General features: G+C 63.8%; 9 protein-coding genes and 2 rRNA genes (1 of these 11 cut by a window edge). 6 read left to right on the plus strand and 5 right to left on the minus strand.

The window, feature by feature from the left end; all coding sequences use genetic code 11:
* Together Sj15T_RS17885 and rrf are read left to right on the plus strand one after the other, a co-directional pair.
* Nucleotides 1–1,704: ribosomal RNA gene (locus Sj15T_RS17885) — 23S ribosomal RNA — on the plus strand (it extends 1,092 nt beyond the left edge of the window).
* Between the two features lie 142 nt (nucleotides 1,705–1,846).
* Nucleotides 1,847–1,961, plus strand: a 5S ribosomal RNA gene (gene rrf, locus Sj15T_RS17890).
* Between the two features lie 138 nt (nucleotides 1,962–2,099).
* Here rrf and Sj15T_RS17895 read toward each other — a convergent pair.
* The 3 genes from Sj15T_RS17895 to Sj15T_RS17905 form a co-directional block, all read right to left on the minus strand.
* Complete coding sequence (locus tag Sj15T_RS17895) at nucleotides 2,100–2,810, minus strand: DUF3142 domain-containing protein (protein WP_148225608.1); 711 nt, start codon at nucleotides 2,808–2,810, stop codon at nucleotides 2,100–2,102.
* A 29-nt stretch (nucleotides 2,811–2,839) separates the two neighbouring features.
* Nucleotides 2,840–4,978, minus strand: a complete 2,139-nt coding sequence (locus tag Sj15T_RS17900; protein WP_013053697.1) for a hypothetical protein — start codon at nucleotides 4,976–4,978, stop codon at nucleotides 2,840–2,842.
* Between the two features lie 185 nt (nucleotides 4,979–5,163).
* Nucleotides 5,164–6,381, minus strand: coding sequence for an FAD-dependent monooxygenase (locus tag Sj15T_RS17905; protein WP_013053698.1), 1,218 nt, complete (start codon nucleotides 6,379–6,381; stop codon nucleotides 5,164–5,166).
* 231 nt (nucleotides 6,382–6,612) lie between these two features.
* Here Sj15T_RS17905 and Sj15T_RS17910 point away from each other — a divergent pair, with 231 nt between their 5' ends.
* The gene (locus tag Sj15T_RS17910) at nucleotides 6,613–7,536 is read left to right on the plus strand and encodes a LysR family transcriptional regulator (protein WP_233448249.1); all 924 of its coding nucleotides are present in this window, start codon (nucleotides 6,613–6,615) and stop codon (nucleotides 7,534–7,536) included.
* Between the two features lie 12 nt (nucleotides 7,537–7,548).
* On the opposite strand, the gene Sj15T_RS17915 is transcribed toward Sj15T_RS17910, so the two are convergent.
* Nucleotides 7,549–8,886, minus strand: coding sequence for an MFS transporter (locus Sj15T_RS17915; RefSeq protein WP_041386796.1), 1,338 nt, complete (start codon nucleotides 8,884–8,886; stop codon nucleotides 7,549–7,551).
* A 457-nt stretch (nucleotides 8,887–9,343) separates the two neighbouring features.
* Between Sj15T_RS17915 and Sj15T_RS17920 the strand changes: the two genes are divergently transcribed.
* Nucleotides 9,344–11,617, plus strand: a complete 2,274-nt coding sequence (locus tag Sj15T_RS17920; RefSeq protein ID WP_148225609.1) for a TonB-dependent receptor — start codon at nucleotides 9,344–9,346, stop codon at nucleotides 11,615–11,617.
* Nucleotides 11,618–11,698: 81 nt separating this feature from the next.
* Nucleotides 11,699–12,547, plus strand: coding sequence for an alpha/beta fold hydrolase (locus Sj15T_RS17925; RefSeq protein WP_049775201.1), 849 nt, complete (start codon nucleotides 11,699–11,701; stop codon nucleotides 12,545–12,547).
* A gap of 79 nt (nucleotides 12,548–12,626) precedes the next feature.
* On the opposite strand, the gene purU is transcribed toward Sj15T_RS17925, so the two are convergent.
* Nucleotides 12,627–13,511 (minus strand): formyltetrahydrofolate deformylase, encoded by an 885-nt coding sequence (purU, locus tag Sj15T_RS17930; protein ID WP_049775203.1) that lies wholly within the window; start codon nucleotides 13,509–13,511, stop codon nucleotides 12,627–12,629.
* 298 nt (nucleotides 13,512–13,809) lie between these two features.
* On the opposite strand from purU, the gene Sj15T_RS17935 reads away from it, so the two are divergent.
* Nucleotides 13,810–14,709 (plus strand): TonB-dependent receptor plug domain-containing protein, encoded by a 900-nt coding sequence (locus tag Sj15T_RS17935; protein WP_338756242.1) that lies wholly within the window; start codon nucleotides 13,810–13,812, stop codon nucleotides 14,707–14,709.
* Nucleotides 14,710–14,741: the final 32 nt, after the last annotated feature.

A 14,741-nucleotide genomic window follows, 5' to 3' on the forward strand; every position in this document is an offset into this window, starting at 1 on the left:
GGCTTAGAAGCAGCCATCCTTTAAAGAAAGCGTAACAGCTCACTGGTCTAAACAAGAGATCCTGCGGCGAAGATGTAACGGGGCTCAAGACGTGCACCGAAGCTTAGGGTTCAGCACTTTGTGCTGAGCGGTAGCGGAGCGTTCCGTAGGCCGTTGAAGCGGGAGGGTAACCGACCGTGGAGGTATCGGAAGTGCGAATGCAGACATGAGTAGCGATTAAGAGGGTGAGATGCCCTCTCGCCGAAATTCCAAGGGTTCCTGCTTAAAGCTAATCTGAGCAGGGTAAGCCGGCCCCTAAGACGAGCCCGAAGGGGGTAGTCGATGGGAACCACGTTAATATTCGTGGGCCTGGAGGTGTGTGACGGATGGTGCAACTTGTCTGGCCTTATTGGATTGGTCCAGGCAGGGAAACTGTCCCAGGAAATAGCCCCTCCGTATAGACCGTACCCTAAACCGACACAGGTGGAATGGTAGAGTATACCAAGGCGTTTGAGAGAAGTATCCTGAAGGAACTCGGCAAATTGCCTCCGTACCTTCGGAAGAAGGAGGCCCCATCTAAGCGCAAGCTCTGATGGGGGGCACAGGCCAGGGGGTAGCGACTGTTTAGCAAAAACACAGGGCTCTGCTAAGTCGGCTTCAAGACGACGTATAGGGCCTGACGCCTGCCCGGTGCCTGAAGGTTAAGAGGAGGAGTGCAAGCTCTGAATTGAAGCCCAGGTAAACGGCGGCCGTAACTATAACGGTCCTAAGGTAGCGAAATTCCTTGTCGGGTAAGTTCCGACCTGCACGAATGGCGTAACGACTTCCCCACTGTCTCCAGGATATGCTCAGCGAAATTGAATTCTCCGTGAAGATGCGGAGTACCCGCGGTTAGACGGAAAGACCCCGTGCACCTTTACTGCAGCTTCAGAGTGGCATTAGGAAAGAACTGTGTAGCATAGGTGGGAGGCTTTGAAGCCGGGACGCCAGTTCCGGTGGAGCCATAGGTGAAATACCACCCTGTTGTTTTCTGATGTCTAACCTCGCACCGTCATCCGGTGCAGGGACCCTCTGTGGCGGGTAGTTTGACTGGGGCGGTCGCCTCCTAAAGAGTAACGGAGGCGCGCGATGGTGGGCTCAGGACGGTTGGAAACCGTCTGTTAGAGTGCAATGGCATAAGCCCGCCTGACTGCGAGACTGACAAGTCGAGCAGAGACGAAAGTCGGTCATAGTGATCCGGTGGTCCCTCGTGGAAGGGCCATCGCTCAACGGATAAAAGGTACGCCGGGGATAACAGGCTGATGATTCCCAAGAGCTCATATCGACGGAATCGTTTGGCACCTCGATGTCGGCTCATCACATCCTGGGGCTGGAGCAGGTCCCAAGGGTTTGGCTGTTCGCCAATTAAAGTGGTACGTGAGCTGGGTTCAGAACGTCGCGAGACAGTTTGGTCCCTATCTGCCGTGGGCGTCGAAATTTGAGAGGAGTTGACCCTAGTACGAGAGGACCGGGTTGAACATGCCTCTGGTGTACCTGTCGTCCTGCCAAGGGCGCAGCAGGGTAGCTATGCATGGACGGGATAACCGCTGAAAGCATCTAAGCGGGAAGCCTCCCTCAAGATAAGATTTCTTCGAGCGGTCGTAGACCACGACCTTGATAGGCCGGATGTGGAAGTGCGGTAACGCATGGAGCTAACCGGTCCTAATTGCTCTGTTCGCGCTTGAATGCTTCTCCAAAGAAGCGAGTCCCACCATCAATGACAACACTGGAATAAACCAGCGTCAAAGATGTGGTGATCACCCTCATGCCAGACATCATTGCCTCAAGTGCACGGCACCGATTAAAACCCGAAGCGCAAGCTCTATTGCTTGGTGACCATAGCGTCTGTGACCCACCCGATCCCTTCCCGAACTCGGACGTGAAACCAGTCTGCGCCAATGGTACTGTGGCTCAAGCCCCGGAAGAGTAGGTCGTCGCCAGGCATTATAGCTCGCGCTCCATTAAACCCATTCGCATGTCCATGCGCTCAACAGCGCAATGCACGCCACAACGCGCAATCCAAAGAACAACCACCACAATCCGCAATATCAACACGCCCGGTCCTCTCAAGATCGAGAAGATCAACGTTCATCGGACGGGGTGCGGGTTAGCAAGAACACCACATAGCCCTTGAATTGCGGATGGTGCGACAGCATAGGCGGTGCTTGCCAGGCGCCTCCCTCCACCAGCGCCACCCGGAAGGGAATGGGAAAGCCCTCCATCCGGCGAAAATAATCCTCATAGCCCAGGATGGTGGTGCGTCCCTGATAGGTCTGAACGACCACCTCGTCGACCAGCCCGGCCAATCTGGTCAGGGCATGCGGGTCGCCATGCGCGCTCCAGTCCATCAACCCGGTGATCGACAGCCTCCAGTCCTGCGGCAGGCGTCGGCGCAGATCGTGCAGGAAGCAGGCATAGCCGTCGATCCCTCGCGTGGCGGCATCGAAATCGACCTGGAGCCCGACCACCTCATTTCCCGCCTCGCGCCAGCGGTTCAGATCGTCGAAGATCATCGCATAAAGGGCGTCATTCCAGTCCAGCCGATCGGCCCTGACGACGAGCCAGACCTTCTTGCCCGGCAACCGGGGCGTTCCCATGCGCAGCCTCTCCAGCCTGGGCGGCCCGCCGCGCCGGACCTCTCCGTCAAGGAGATAGAGGATCTTCGGCCGGACATTCCCTGCCGGACGCACCCCTGGCCAGAGGTAAAAGGCATCATGGGCAGCCGGATCGACGGTTCCCATTCCCGTCTCCGCCTGACGCTGACAGCCGGACAGCGCCAGGAGCGCCAGCAATGCAGTCGCCCATCCGCCTGCGCGCATAATCACCAATAATAGCGCAGGGACTTCGCCCACCGGCTGTCGGGATAGCGCTGCTTCAATTCGGTGAACCACGCCTTTCGGTCGGCTTGAGGCGCCTGCGCCGCGTCCATCTCCTCATAGGTGCGATAGGGGCCGCCGCAACCATTATAGCCGGATGGCGCATAGCACATCACGGCGCGGTACAGGGCATAGGCCCGATCTTCTGGCGCGGCTCCCCTGTCCGCGATGATCGCGGCGTAAATGTCCGAGCGGGAGAGGAAGCGGCCGGAAAAGCCGTCCCGCCCATTGCCGAGAGCGAAGCCGTCCTCGCCCGCCTTGAACAGGCTGAATCCGTCAAAGCCGTTCAGCCGGTAGAAATCGCCCAGGCAAAGCCGCGCCTTCGCATTGGCGGGGGATCGCGCCAGGGTTCCGGCGGTCTGCGCTATGCTGGGGCAGGGAAAGCCGTCCGACCATCTGCCCTTGCGGAACAGTCCCACCGGGATCCCGTCCTGCTGGGAGAAGTCCCACAGCCCGCCGTCGTTCCCGGCATTGGCGGGCACCAGCGCAAGATCGCCGGTGAAATCGCCAAAGGCGCCTCTCGTCAGATCCTTGTAGAGCAGGGTGAAGCGAGCCACGTCCCGCTCGCGCGCCGGACGGGCGCCGTCCTGCGCGGCGGCGCGCAGGATCGCCGGCGTTGCCAGCGTTTGCAGCAGGATCGTCCGCGTCATGCTGTCCGTGATCGGCGATCCCGGCGCGAAGACCTGCTCCACCCGCCCGTCCCGCTGCCAGCGGATGGCCAGCCCCATTTCGACGAGCGGCCGTTCATAGAGGGGGTTCGCCCCCCGCAGAAGGTCGCGCCAGAACCCCGTTTCATGGGGGTCTCGCGCTCCGCCCAGGGCCATGCCGCGCAGCACCTGCCGGCTGAAAGCGAGCGGCGTGAAGCGGTTGTCGCGCGCCGCATCGGGCAGCAGCGCCAGGATCGTCTTCGGATCGTCTCCGCCATAATAGGCCCGGCTGGCCTGAAGCAGCCCGTACAGATCGGCATGACGGGCAAACTGCCCCTTTTGCGCGGCGAGTTCGCCGGCGGTCAGAAAGGCCGGATCGGCATCCTGCCGTCGCATCCGCTTGAGATCGGCCACGGCCAGCAGAAGCGGCGCGTCGCTCTGGTTGCCGATGATCCTGTCCGCATCCTCCCGTTCCAGCAGCTTGATGTCGATCTCCTCGGCAAGGTTGGCGGCCGCTTCATCGTCGCCGGGCACGGTGGAGAGCAACTTCTCATAGCTGCGGACCAGGGTCGCCATGTCCCCGCTCAGCCACGCCACGCGGCGCGTCAGCCCTTGCGCCGACGCCGCATAGCGGCCGCTGGGATAAGCCTTCAGATAGGCGCCGATGGCATTGCCCGCCTCCTTGACCGCGGCGCGATCCACCTTTTCCGGCCCGGCGAAGTCGCCATATTCATCCACCGCCGTGGCGACCGCGGCGCGCAGGCCGATGCGGATCGGCATATATTGGGCGGTTTCCGCGACCCATTTGCTGCGGCTGCGCGTCAATGAAGCGAAACCCTCCCGCGCTGCCTGCCAGTCGCCCTTGTGAAAGGCGTCGGCCGCTTTCAGATAGGACAGATATTCGCGGCCCGGCTTGCTGGATACCGCCGCATTCCCCCAATCGGTCGTGCCGCAGCCGGTCTGGGCGCGAAGCCGGCCCAATTCGGCGCGCTCCGCCCCCGGCAAGGCGGCTTCGGCGGCAAGCGCCGCGTCGAAGGCCGCCACCGCCTCCCTGGAAACGGCGCAGCCCGTCGCATCGGCATTGCCCTCGCTCTCCTCCGCCGCTTGCGGCCAGAAGGCGGCGCGCAAGCCCGGCCATGTCATGAAGGTGCGGCCGAATTGCGGATTGTTTACATCGGCCGCCGCGCCCGCACGATCCATGTCCACCGGCCTCAGGCTGCGCATCAGCAGCAGGATGTTGATGCGCGTATCGTTGCCGGGGCTGATCGCGGCCCGCCCGCCGCAGTCATAATCGGGCGAAGCCAGTTGCCAGCCGGGCGAGCAGGAGGAGTCGGCGCAGGCCCAGAGCGCGCCGCCCAGGCCGATCCCCGACAGCGCCAGCATGATCAGCATGGCGGCGATGGGATGCCTGCGGTGAAACGCGAAATCATGGCTCATGAGGCGGCGGCGCCGATCGTCTTCTTCTTCATCCGAGGCCAGACTGAACAAAAGATCGCGTCCAGGCAATGGCGAAGGCAATGATCGCCGGGTTTCGGCGAGATTGTGCGATCGGTCGGCTGCAAGAAGGCGTATATATTTCAGCCCGCGCCATACTGACGGCCTGGGCTAAATCCCCACACGCCCTAATCCACCTTCTCGGCGGCCCGGACCGAATTTATCATCGAGGATTCGAGCAGATAGTTCAGCGAACGCGCAGGGTCGCCGGCAATCGCCCTGAGCTGTTCCTGCGCCTGCCGCTTCACATCCGGATCGCGTTCTTCGATCATCGCCTTGTTGCGGATGCTGGCCTTCTGGACGAATTCGATATTGCTCGCGCGGCGCTGGCGGTCATATCTGTCCAGCAGCGTGTCGTCGGCGCGCCTGTGCCACACGTCGGCCAGCTTTTCGGCGAGACTGGCGGCATCCTGGATGCCGCTGTTCAGGCCGAACCCGCCCAGCGGATTGTTGATGTGCGCGGCGTCGCCGGCCAGCAGGACGCGCCCCTTGCGGAAATGGCGCGCCACGCGCTGGTGAACGCGGTAGATGCCGCAATAGCGCAGGTGCAGTTCATCGGCGCCGGAAATGACGTCCAGAAGCCGGGCCTGCACGTTCGCCGGGTCCAGGACTTCCTCATCGCTCAGGGAAGGATCGGTGGGATAGGTGACGCGCCAATTGGGTTTTCCATCCTCATCCTCCAGCCGCAGGACGACCGCCCACCGATCCGGATCGGTCACATAATTGGTATAGGCGAAACCGAACTGCGTGAGATCATCGGCAAGATTGGTGACGACGAAGCGTTCCGGCCAGGTGAAGCCCTCGAAATCAATGCCGGCCGATTTGCGCACCTGGCTGCGCGCGCCGTCGGCGCCGATCAGCCACCGTCCGGTCGCCAGATGCTCCCCGCCCTCGCCATCGACATATTCCACCACGACGCCGCTCGCATCTTCGGTGAACCCGGTCATGCGGGCTCCGGCGCGGACCTCCACATTCGCATGCCGGGCCAGCGCGGCGAGCAGCACCGGCACGACCTTCTGCTGGCCCAAATGGAAACGATAGGGATGGTCCGTCACGTCCTTCAGGATGTTCAGGTCGAATTCCGCCACGACCGATCCGTCGCGATTGCGCACCTGCCACAGGGGAATCCTGAGGCCGATTTCCATCAGGGCTGGCAGAACCCCCAGCCGCCCCAATATGTCGAGCGTCGGCGGATGAAAGGCCGCGCCGCGCGGATCCTGGATCGGCGTCGATGCCGCTTCGAGGATCAGGAGCGGGACGCCGCGCTGGGCCAGGTCGAGCGCGGCGACCAGGCCGACGGGGCCGCCTCCGACAATGATGACGCGATCTTCCATGGCCAGGGCCATCCTCTTTCTCCCGCAACTGTTTTTCAGGGCTGCCTTGCGCGGCCCGTCCGTCGGCCACATTTTCCCAGCCGGTCGCCCTTCTCCAGACCGCAGATCACATCGCAGCCATTCACTTTTTGCATATGATCGCCTAGAGCATTTTCAAATTGGCCGTTGGCAGGCCGTCATGGGCTGAATGTCGATCGGTCCTGGCGTCCGATGCACAAGGCGGCGAACAAGGGGGGAAGGGCGATGTTGAAACTGGCCGATGTCGGGCTGTCCGAATTGCAGGCGTTCGAAGCCGTCTATCGCTGCCGCAGCGTCATAGAGGCCAGCCGCGTGCTCGACCTGCCCCAGCCCACGGTCAGCCGCTGGCTGGCCAAGCTGCGCGACCATTTCGGCGACGCGCTGTTCGTCAGGACGCCGCGCGGCATGGAGCCGACGGGAACGGCCGACGCGATCATCGGTCCGGTGCGGGACATGCTCCGCATCTACCGGGACCGGCTCATGCAGGACCGTTCCTTCGATCCGCGATCGACCAACCGGAACTTCCGCATAGCGGCTTCGGATTTCGGCCAGCTCACCGTGCTTCCCATGCTGGACCGCTGGTCGGCGGACCAGGCGCCCAGGGCGCGCTTCTCCTCCGTGGCGGTCGACAGGCACTCGCTGGCGGCCGGTCTCGAATCCGGGGAGATCGACATCGCCTTCGGCGGATTTCCGGCGCTCTATTCCGGGGTCATCGAACAGACGCTCTATGAAGACGTCTATGTTTGCGTCATGCGGCGGGGGCATCCGCTGCTCGACCGCGATTTCACGGTCGAGGCGTTCCGCGACGCCACCCATGTGCTGGTGAGCGCCCGCACGGCGGGGCACATCCACCATGAGGTGGAGGCGCGCATCACGGCGATGGTCTCGCCGGAAAATGTGCGCCTGACCTCCAACAGCTTCCTGGTGGCGCCGCTGCTGCTGGGCCAGACCGACATGATCCTGACCGTGCCGAGGCGCGTGGCGCTGATCTTCAAGGCGCAGGTGGATCTGGAGATAATGTCCCCGCCCTTCGATCTGCCCCAGTTCAAGGTCAAGCAATATTGGCATGAGCGGTCGAGGCACGATCCCGGCCACCAATGGCTGCGCCAAGGGATCGCGGAACTGATGGCGGGAAGGCCCCCTTCCTAGGACCGATCGGCGCTAGGGGGACGGGCGTCTCTGCGCCCTCAGCATCAGCACATTCGCGGCGCAAAGGACGAGGGGCAGGGAAAGAAGGGCCAGGACGCGGCCCGGCGACAGCGCGCTGCCGATGAGCAGGCTGCCGGCCAGCGCGCTGATGACGGCGCCGAAGCGGCCCGCCATCACCGCCCATCCCAGTCCGGTTGCGCGGATGTCGGGCGGGTAGATCATGACGGCCAGGGCGGTCAGCGCAACCTGCGACCCGGCCGTGCCGATGCCCGTGAAGAAGAAGAGGGCGCTCCACAGCAGCGGGTCCGGCGCGAATATCTCAAAGCCCAGCAGCGCCGCGATGGCGATGCCATAGGCGCACAGCAGCGCGGGGACGATGCCGCCGCGGTCGGAGGGGACGGACAGGGCCAGGCCGCCCAGAATTCCCCCGGCTTGGACGACCACGCTCGATCGCAGCGCGTCCGCACGCGAAAAGCCGGCAAGTTCGAGCAGCGCCGGAAGCCAACTGATCATCAGGTAGAGGATGAACATCGTCAGCCACGACAATATCCACAGGATCGCGGTCTGCACCCGCAACCGGGGCGTGAGCAGCGATCGCAGCGCGCCTCCATGCGCGACCGTCGGGCCGGGCCGGAGCGCGTGCCCCTCCAGCGCCAGCCGGCGCAGGACTTTCCTCAACTGGCCGGGGCGGCGGCCGGTCCGCAGGAGATAGTCGGGACTTTCCGGCAGGGCGAACAGCAGCAGCAGGCTGACGCCCAGGGGAAGCCAGCCGCCGACCTGGAAAAGCCCCTGCCACCCCAGCCAATGGACGATCGGCGGACCGGCGAAGCCCGCCGTCAACGCCCCCAGGGCGACCGAACTGTAGACCAGCGCGACGCAGAGCGCCTTGCGCCGGGCGGGCACGAATTCCGAAACGAGCGCGACCGCATTGGGGATGCTCATGCCCAGGCCGATGCCCGTCAACGCGCGCGAGGCGACCAGGCCGGCGACCGTTGCGGCCTGGCTGGTCGCGAGCGAGCCGAACCCCGCGATCGCCAGCGCGGTCACGAGCATCGGCTGACGCCCGATCCGATCGCCCAGCGGCGCCAGGAAAGCCGCGGAGAACAGCATGGCGAGAAGCGCGGAGGCAAGGGCTGGGCCGAAAGTCGATGGCGCCAGCGCCCATTGCTCGGCGATGGGGGGCACGCTGAGCGCCATGGCCTGAATGTCGAATCCGTCGAGGAGCATGACCAGGCAGCCCATCGCGACGATCCGATATTGGAAGGGGGATATGGGACGATTGTCGATGACGCCGCCGATCGTCGCGGGCGCGTCCGCCATGTCCGGATTTCCGGTGGAAACGACGTTCATGATCTTTGCCGGCCTCCCCTCTCTCTCTATGTCGCCGCCGGTCGTTGCGTCGGGCGGTCGCGGTTGACCGCTGTCGTCCAGGATCGGTCGGCAGGTCGGGCTTGGCAAATATTGTAATCGCATATCGGCAATTCATTTGTGCGCTGATCCTCCGCGCCGGGCCGCGTCCGGGCGGGAAAGGCGCCGCCGGCCGACAAGGCGCCGCCTGCCTATACGATTTTCGTATTTCGCCGATGCAGTTATGGTTATGGCGATGCGCCCCGAAGCTGCTTAGCCATGGCAAGGCTTGAAAGCAAATCGGCGCGAAGATGCCGACAGACGAAGAAGAGGTGGTTCGGGGTCATCGACCGCGGCGACATGCATGTCCGGGACATCGACCGGGCATTTTCGCGGCCCCACGCCACCTTAAAGCAATAATGACGCACTGGATGCACGTCCAGCAATGTGGGGAGAGGCAATGAACATTTGCAATCGCAGCGCTTTTATCATCCTGATGCTGTCGACATCGTCGGCGATGGCGCAGACCGCCCCCTTTTCGGAGGATGCGCAGGCGGACGCGGCCGCAGCCGCCCAGGGGGCGGGCGGACAGATCGAGGAGATCGTCGTCACGGCCCAGAAGCGCGCCGAAAACATCCAGCGGGTTCCCATCGCCATTTCGGCCCTGGGCGGAGAGGCGTTGGCCAATAAGGGATTCGACAGCCTGGCGACGCTCACGAAACTCGCTCCCTCCCTTCAGCTCAGCAATTACGGTCCGATCGCATTCGTGACGATGCGCGGCATCGGCAATGAGAACACCACCGCCGGCGGAGACCCCGGCGTCGCCTTCCACTATGACGGCGTCTATATCGGCCGGCCGATCGGCACCCTGTTTTCGGCCTTCGATACCGAACGGGTGGAAATCCTCCGCGGTCCGCAGGGCACGCTCTATGGGCGGAACGCCACGGGCGGCTCGATCAACTACATCACCCGGAAGCCCGGCGACGAGCTGGAGGGCCATGTCGACATGACCGCCGGCAAATACGACATGTGGCGGGTGCGGGGGGCCGTCAACCTTCCCCTGTCCGACGCGGTCAGCACCAGGATCGTCGCCTTCCGCGAGAAGCGGGACGGCTTCACCCGCAACAGCGTGCCGGGCGGGACGGACGCCAATGACGCGAACAACTGGGGCGTGCGCGGCCATGTCCGCATCGAACCAGCCAGCGATTTTTCCGTCCTTCTTTCGGGCGTCCATATCCACAGCGGCGGCGTCGGCAGCCAGCCGGAGATCCGCACGCCGTTTCCCGGCTCCACGACCGGCCGGAACCTGGGCGGCCCGCAGATAGCGGGCCTCAACAACTATCTGGTCAACGGCGTCCCGCTGGTCAACGACCTGCGGCCCTTCCACGAAGGGAAGAACAGTCCGGAATATCAACGCAACTCGCTGTCGATATTGAGCGCGAACCTTGAATATGATCTTGGCGCGGCGACGATCAAGTCGATCACCGCCTATGCCGAGTCGAAATTCAGTTCCCAGGCCGATACCGATTATTCGCCCAAGGATCTGGGCGTCCTGGACCTGGAAGAAAGGGCGCATCAATTTTCCCAGGAATTGCAGATCCTCTCCAACGCGGGCGCCAACGCTCCGTTCAACTGGATATTGGGCGCCTATTATTTCCGCGAAAAGGGGTTTCGCCAATCGGCCTTCCGGGGCGGCCGCTATGCCATCGTTGCGGCGAACAACAATGTTCCGGACGGCTTCCGGCTCGCCGGAGACGTCACGTCGAAATCCTATGCCTTTTTCGGCCAGGCGACCGTTCGTCCGCTCGACCGCTGGAGCATAACCGGTGGCCTGCGCTATACCCATGACGAAAAGGACGGCGTCAATTCGGGCTTCCAGTTCACGCCGCCCAGCTATAGCGGCCCGGTCGGCGGACAGTGGGAAAAGGTCACCTACCGCATCGCCACCGACTATCAGCTCACCGACGCGATCCTGGGCTATGTCAGCTATTCCACCGGGTATAAATCGGGCGGGATCAACCAGGCGATCAATCCGCTGCTTTCCAACGCCGTCTTCCAGCCGGAAACCGTCAAGGCGATGGAGGCGGGGCTCAAGAGCCAACTCTTCGACCGGCGGCTGCAGGTCAACCTTGCGGCCTATCGCAACAAATATGACGATCTCCAGTTCCAGATATTGGGGCCGTTCGGCGCCCAGGCCTATAATGCCAGCGGGGCGACCGTGCAGGGCGTGGAACTCGAATTCCAGGCCGCCCCGACATCCTGGTTCCGGCTGGACGGATCGGGCGCCTATACCGACGCCACATTCGATCCCCAGCTCGTCCAGAATGTGCAACTGGGCGGCAATCGCGTGCAGCGCACGCCCAAATGGACGGCGAATGTGGGCGGTTCCGTCAGCTTCCCCATCCGCGGGTTCGGCGAAGGGCGCCTGCGCGTCGATTATTCCTACACCAGCCGGATTTTCTATACCGCCTTCAACCGGGCCGCGCCCTTTCCGGTCAATCCCGGATCGGACCTGGCGCCCGGTTACGAAAATGTCGACATGCGCCTGTTCCTCACGACGGCGGACGATCGCTGGACGGGCGAGGTGTTCGTCACCAACCTCTTCGACACGGTGCAGACCGGCAATGTGTTCCGCGGCATCGGGTTCAACGACGTGCCGGGCGGCGGCGGCGCCGAAGTCGTCACCTACAAGCCGCCGCGCCAATATGGCTTGAGGATCGGCTATAAATTCTGACGGAACGGCGGCCCCCCAGCGGGCCGCCATTTCGCGATGCGCCCCCGCCATGGTAGAGGGGCGGGGCGCATTCGGGAGGGCATGATGCACCATTATCCGCCGCTCGTCCTGGTCCACGGCGCCTGGCATGGCGCCTGGTGCTGGAACCGGACCCAGTTCCACCTGGCGCTTCTCAACCGCATGGCCGTTGCGGTCGACCTGCCGAACCACGGGCTGCGGGCGCTTTTCCCCAGGGCGCAGAGGGCGCGTCCCTTCTCGGCCGAGGCGATGGCCGCCGAGCCAAGCCGCGCCGGCGCCATCTCCCTTGGCGAGGCTGCCTCCTTCCTGGCGGGGCAGATCGAGGCGCTGAGCATCGCCACCGGCAGCAGGGTGGCGCTCGTCGCCCATAGCCTGGGCGGCGCGATAGCGAATGCCGCCGCGGAGATCGCCGCCGAGCATCTGTCGCACCTCGTCCATCTGTGCGCGATCACGCCCGTGGACGGCCATGCGGCGCTGGAATACAGGATGGCGCCGGAGAATGAAGGCTCGCGCACCGCCTCGCTCCAGACGGGCCATCCCCCGGAGATCGGCGCGGCGCGCATCGATGCGGCCGACGAAGCGCGCCTCCAGGACATCAGGCAGATATTCTTCCATGACATCGACGAGGATGCGGCGCGGGCGGCGACCCATTTCATGACGCCGGACGTTCCCCTGGGATTCCTGCGCGATCCGGTGATCACGACGGGACGCTTCGCCGCCATACCGCGCGCCTATATCGTCTGCACGCAGGACAATGCCCTGCGCGAACCGGCGCAACGGCGCTGCATAGCGGACATGGACCGGGCCTATCCCGACGCGCCGACCAGGGTCAGCACGCTCGCTTCGTCCCATTCGCCCTTCTTCTCCTGTCCGGACCGGCTGGCGGCCCTGATCGACATGCACTCGAAGTAACAGGGCAACTTCCACGGCCAGATCGGCCATCAGCCCGTCCGCCATCGCGGTTCCGGACAGGAAGAATCCTGGCGATCGCCTAATCGCGGAAGACGACCGTCTTGTTCGCGTTGATGAACACCCGGTCCTGCACATGATATTGCACGGCCCTGGAAAGCACCCGCTGCTCTATGTTCCGACCCTTGCCGACCAGCGCCTCGGGCGTGTCGGCGTGCGAGACCATCTCCACGTCCTGGTGGATGATCGGCCCTTCATCGAGGTCGGCGGTGACGTAGTGCGCCGTCGCGCCGATCATCTTGACGCCGCGGGAATGCGCCTGGTGATAGGGTTTGGCGCCCTTGAAGCCGGGCAGGAAGCTGTGATGGATGTTGATGCAGCGGCCCGCCAGGAACGCGGCCAGGTCGTCCGACAGGATCTGCATATACCGGGCGAGCACGACGAGTTCCGCGCCCGACGCCACGATCGTCTCCTTGATCCTCGCCTCCTGCGCCGCCCTGTTGTCCCTGGCGACGGGAAAATGATGATAGGGGATGTCCTCAAGCCATGACCTGATCGTCAGGGCCTCCTTGGGGTGGTTGGATATGATGGCGACCACGTCCATGTCGATTTCGCCGATGCGGCTGCCGTACAGCAGATGGCCCAGGCAATGATCGAATTTCGACACGAGCGCCACGACCCTTCGCCGTTGCGCGGCAGGACGCAACGACCATTGCATGCCGAATCCAGCGGCGACATCGATAAACATGTTTTCGAACGCCACGGTCCTGTCGTCGGGAAATCGAGCGACAACGCGCATGAAGAACTTGTTGGTTTCCGGATCGTTGAACTGCTGCGCGTCGGTGATGTTGGCGCCGGCGGAAAAGAGCGCGGCGCTGACGGCGGCCACTATTCCGGGCCGGTCGGGACACGACAATTTGAGGATATGGTCTTCAGGCACGCGACATTCCCCTCCAAGGTCATGCATGGCCGCCACGGTGCGGCCGCGTCTTGGCAGCCTTAATCGATCCGCGTCCCGTCCGATTGCAAGATGCCGGGCCGTCCGCCGCGCGGCTTGGCCCATTCCGCATATCGGATATTCGGGGCCGCCCGGCACGGATCATGGAATCCGGATAGCGAATATTTCCTATCCGCTTCCTGTGATTTTCAGAATTTCGCAAAGCTGCGATCTATTCGCCGAACGCGGTCGACAGAACCGGCATCACGGCACGAACCGCGAATGGCATCGCGCACGCAAAAGATGCGCGCATGAAGGGGAGAGCTGAATGTCTGGAGCCTCAAAACGCGCCTGTCGTCCGCATTTCAGCGCCTTGCTGATGCGCGGGGCCTTCCTTGGCGCCTTCGCCTCGACCGCGCCGGCCCACGCCTGGCAGGGCAGTGCCGCCGCTGGTCCGGAACAGGCGTCGCAGGCCGCCCGAACCGCATCGGGGGGGATTGCCGACATCGTCGTCACTGCGCGGCGCCGGTCGGAATCGCTCCAGAACACGCCGGTCGCCGTTTCCGCGATCACGGGGGCGACGCTGGCGGACCGGGGCGCCACGGACATTTCGGCCGTGGCGCAGGCCGTGCCCAGCCTGACGTTCAACACCACGGCGGGGAATTCCGGCGCCTCCAACGCCGCAGTCGTCTTCATCCGCGGCATCGGCCAGGACGACTTCTTCCCCACGATCGATCCGGGCGTCGGCATCTATCTGGACGGCATCTACGTCTCGCGCACCCTGGGTTCGGTCCTCGATACGGTGGACCTCGAACAGGTGGAGGTGCTGCGCGGTCCCCAAGGCACGCTCTTCGGGAAGAACACGATCGGCGGCGCGGTCCAGATCACCACCAGGAAGCCCTCCGACAAGTTCGAGGGGTCGCTTGAGGCCACGACGGGGCGTTTCGACCGCATCGACGTCAAGGGCAGCATCAACATTCCCTTCACGTCCAGCCTGTTCGGCCGTTTCTCGCTCGCGACGCTCAACCGCGACGGCTATGTCACGATCCTGCGGAAGGATCCCGGCACCGGGGCGGTGACGGAGGCCGACGCGCCGAAGCTGGGCGACATTTCCACCATTGCGGGCCGGGGCGCGCTCCGTTGGGAGGCGACGCCAGAATTCAAGCTGGACCTCAGCTTCGACTATGGCGGTTTCGATTTGAAGTGCGACACCCGTTGTGATGCGTAGCATTTCATCCGGGGTGGGGCGAGCCCCACCCC

Source organism: Sphingobium sp. TA15 (assembly GCF_037101235.1).
Lineage (GTDB): Bacteria > Pseudomonadota > Alphaproteobacteria > Sphingomonadales > Sphingomonadaceae > Sphingobium > Sphingobium indicum.

Excerpts from the sequence above, each read along its gene's own strand:
- Sj15T_RS17905 (WP_013053698.1), bottom strand. The coding sequence starts at position 6,381 with ATGGCCCTGGCCATGGAAGATCGCGTCATCATTGTCGGAGGCGGCCCC.
- Sj15T_RS17920 (WP_148225609.1), top strand. The coding sequence starts at position 9,344 with ATGAACATTTGCAATCGCAGCGCTTTTATCATCCTGATGCTGTCGACA.
- Sj15T_RS17915 (WP_041386796.1), bottom strand. The coding sequence starts at position 8,886 with ATGAACGTCGTTTCCACCGGAAATCCGGACATGGCGGACGCGCCCGCG.
- Sj15T_RS17925 (WP_049775201.1), top strand. The coding sequence starts at position 11,699 with ATGATGCACCATTATCCGCCGCTCGTCCTGGTCCACGGCGCCTGGCAT.
- Sj15T_RS17910 (WP_233448249.1), top strand. The coding sequence starts at position 6,613 with ATGTTGAAACTGGCCGATGTCGGGCTGTCCGAATTGCAGGCGTTCGAA.
- Sj15T_RS17935 (WP_338756242.1), top strand. The coding sequence starts at position 13,810 with ATGTCTGGAGCCTCAAAACGCGCCTGTCGTCCGCATTTCAGCGCCTTG.
- purU (WP_049775203.1), bottom strand. The coding sequence starts at position 13,511 with ATGCATGACCTTGGAGGGGAATGTCGCGTGCCTGAAGACCATATCCTC.
- Sj15T_RS17900 (WP_013053697.1), bottom strand. The coding sequence starts at position 4,978 with ATGAGCCATGATTTCGCGTTTCACCGCAGGCATCCCATCGCCGCCATG.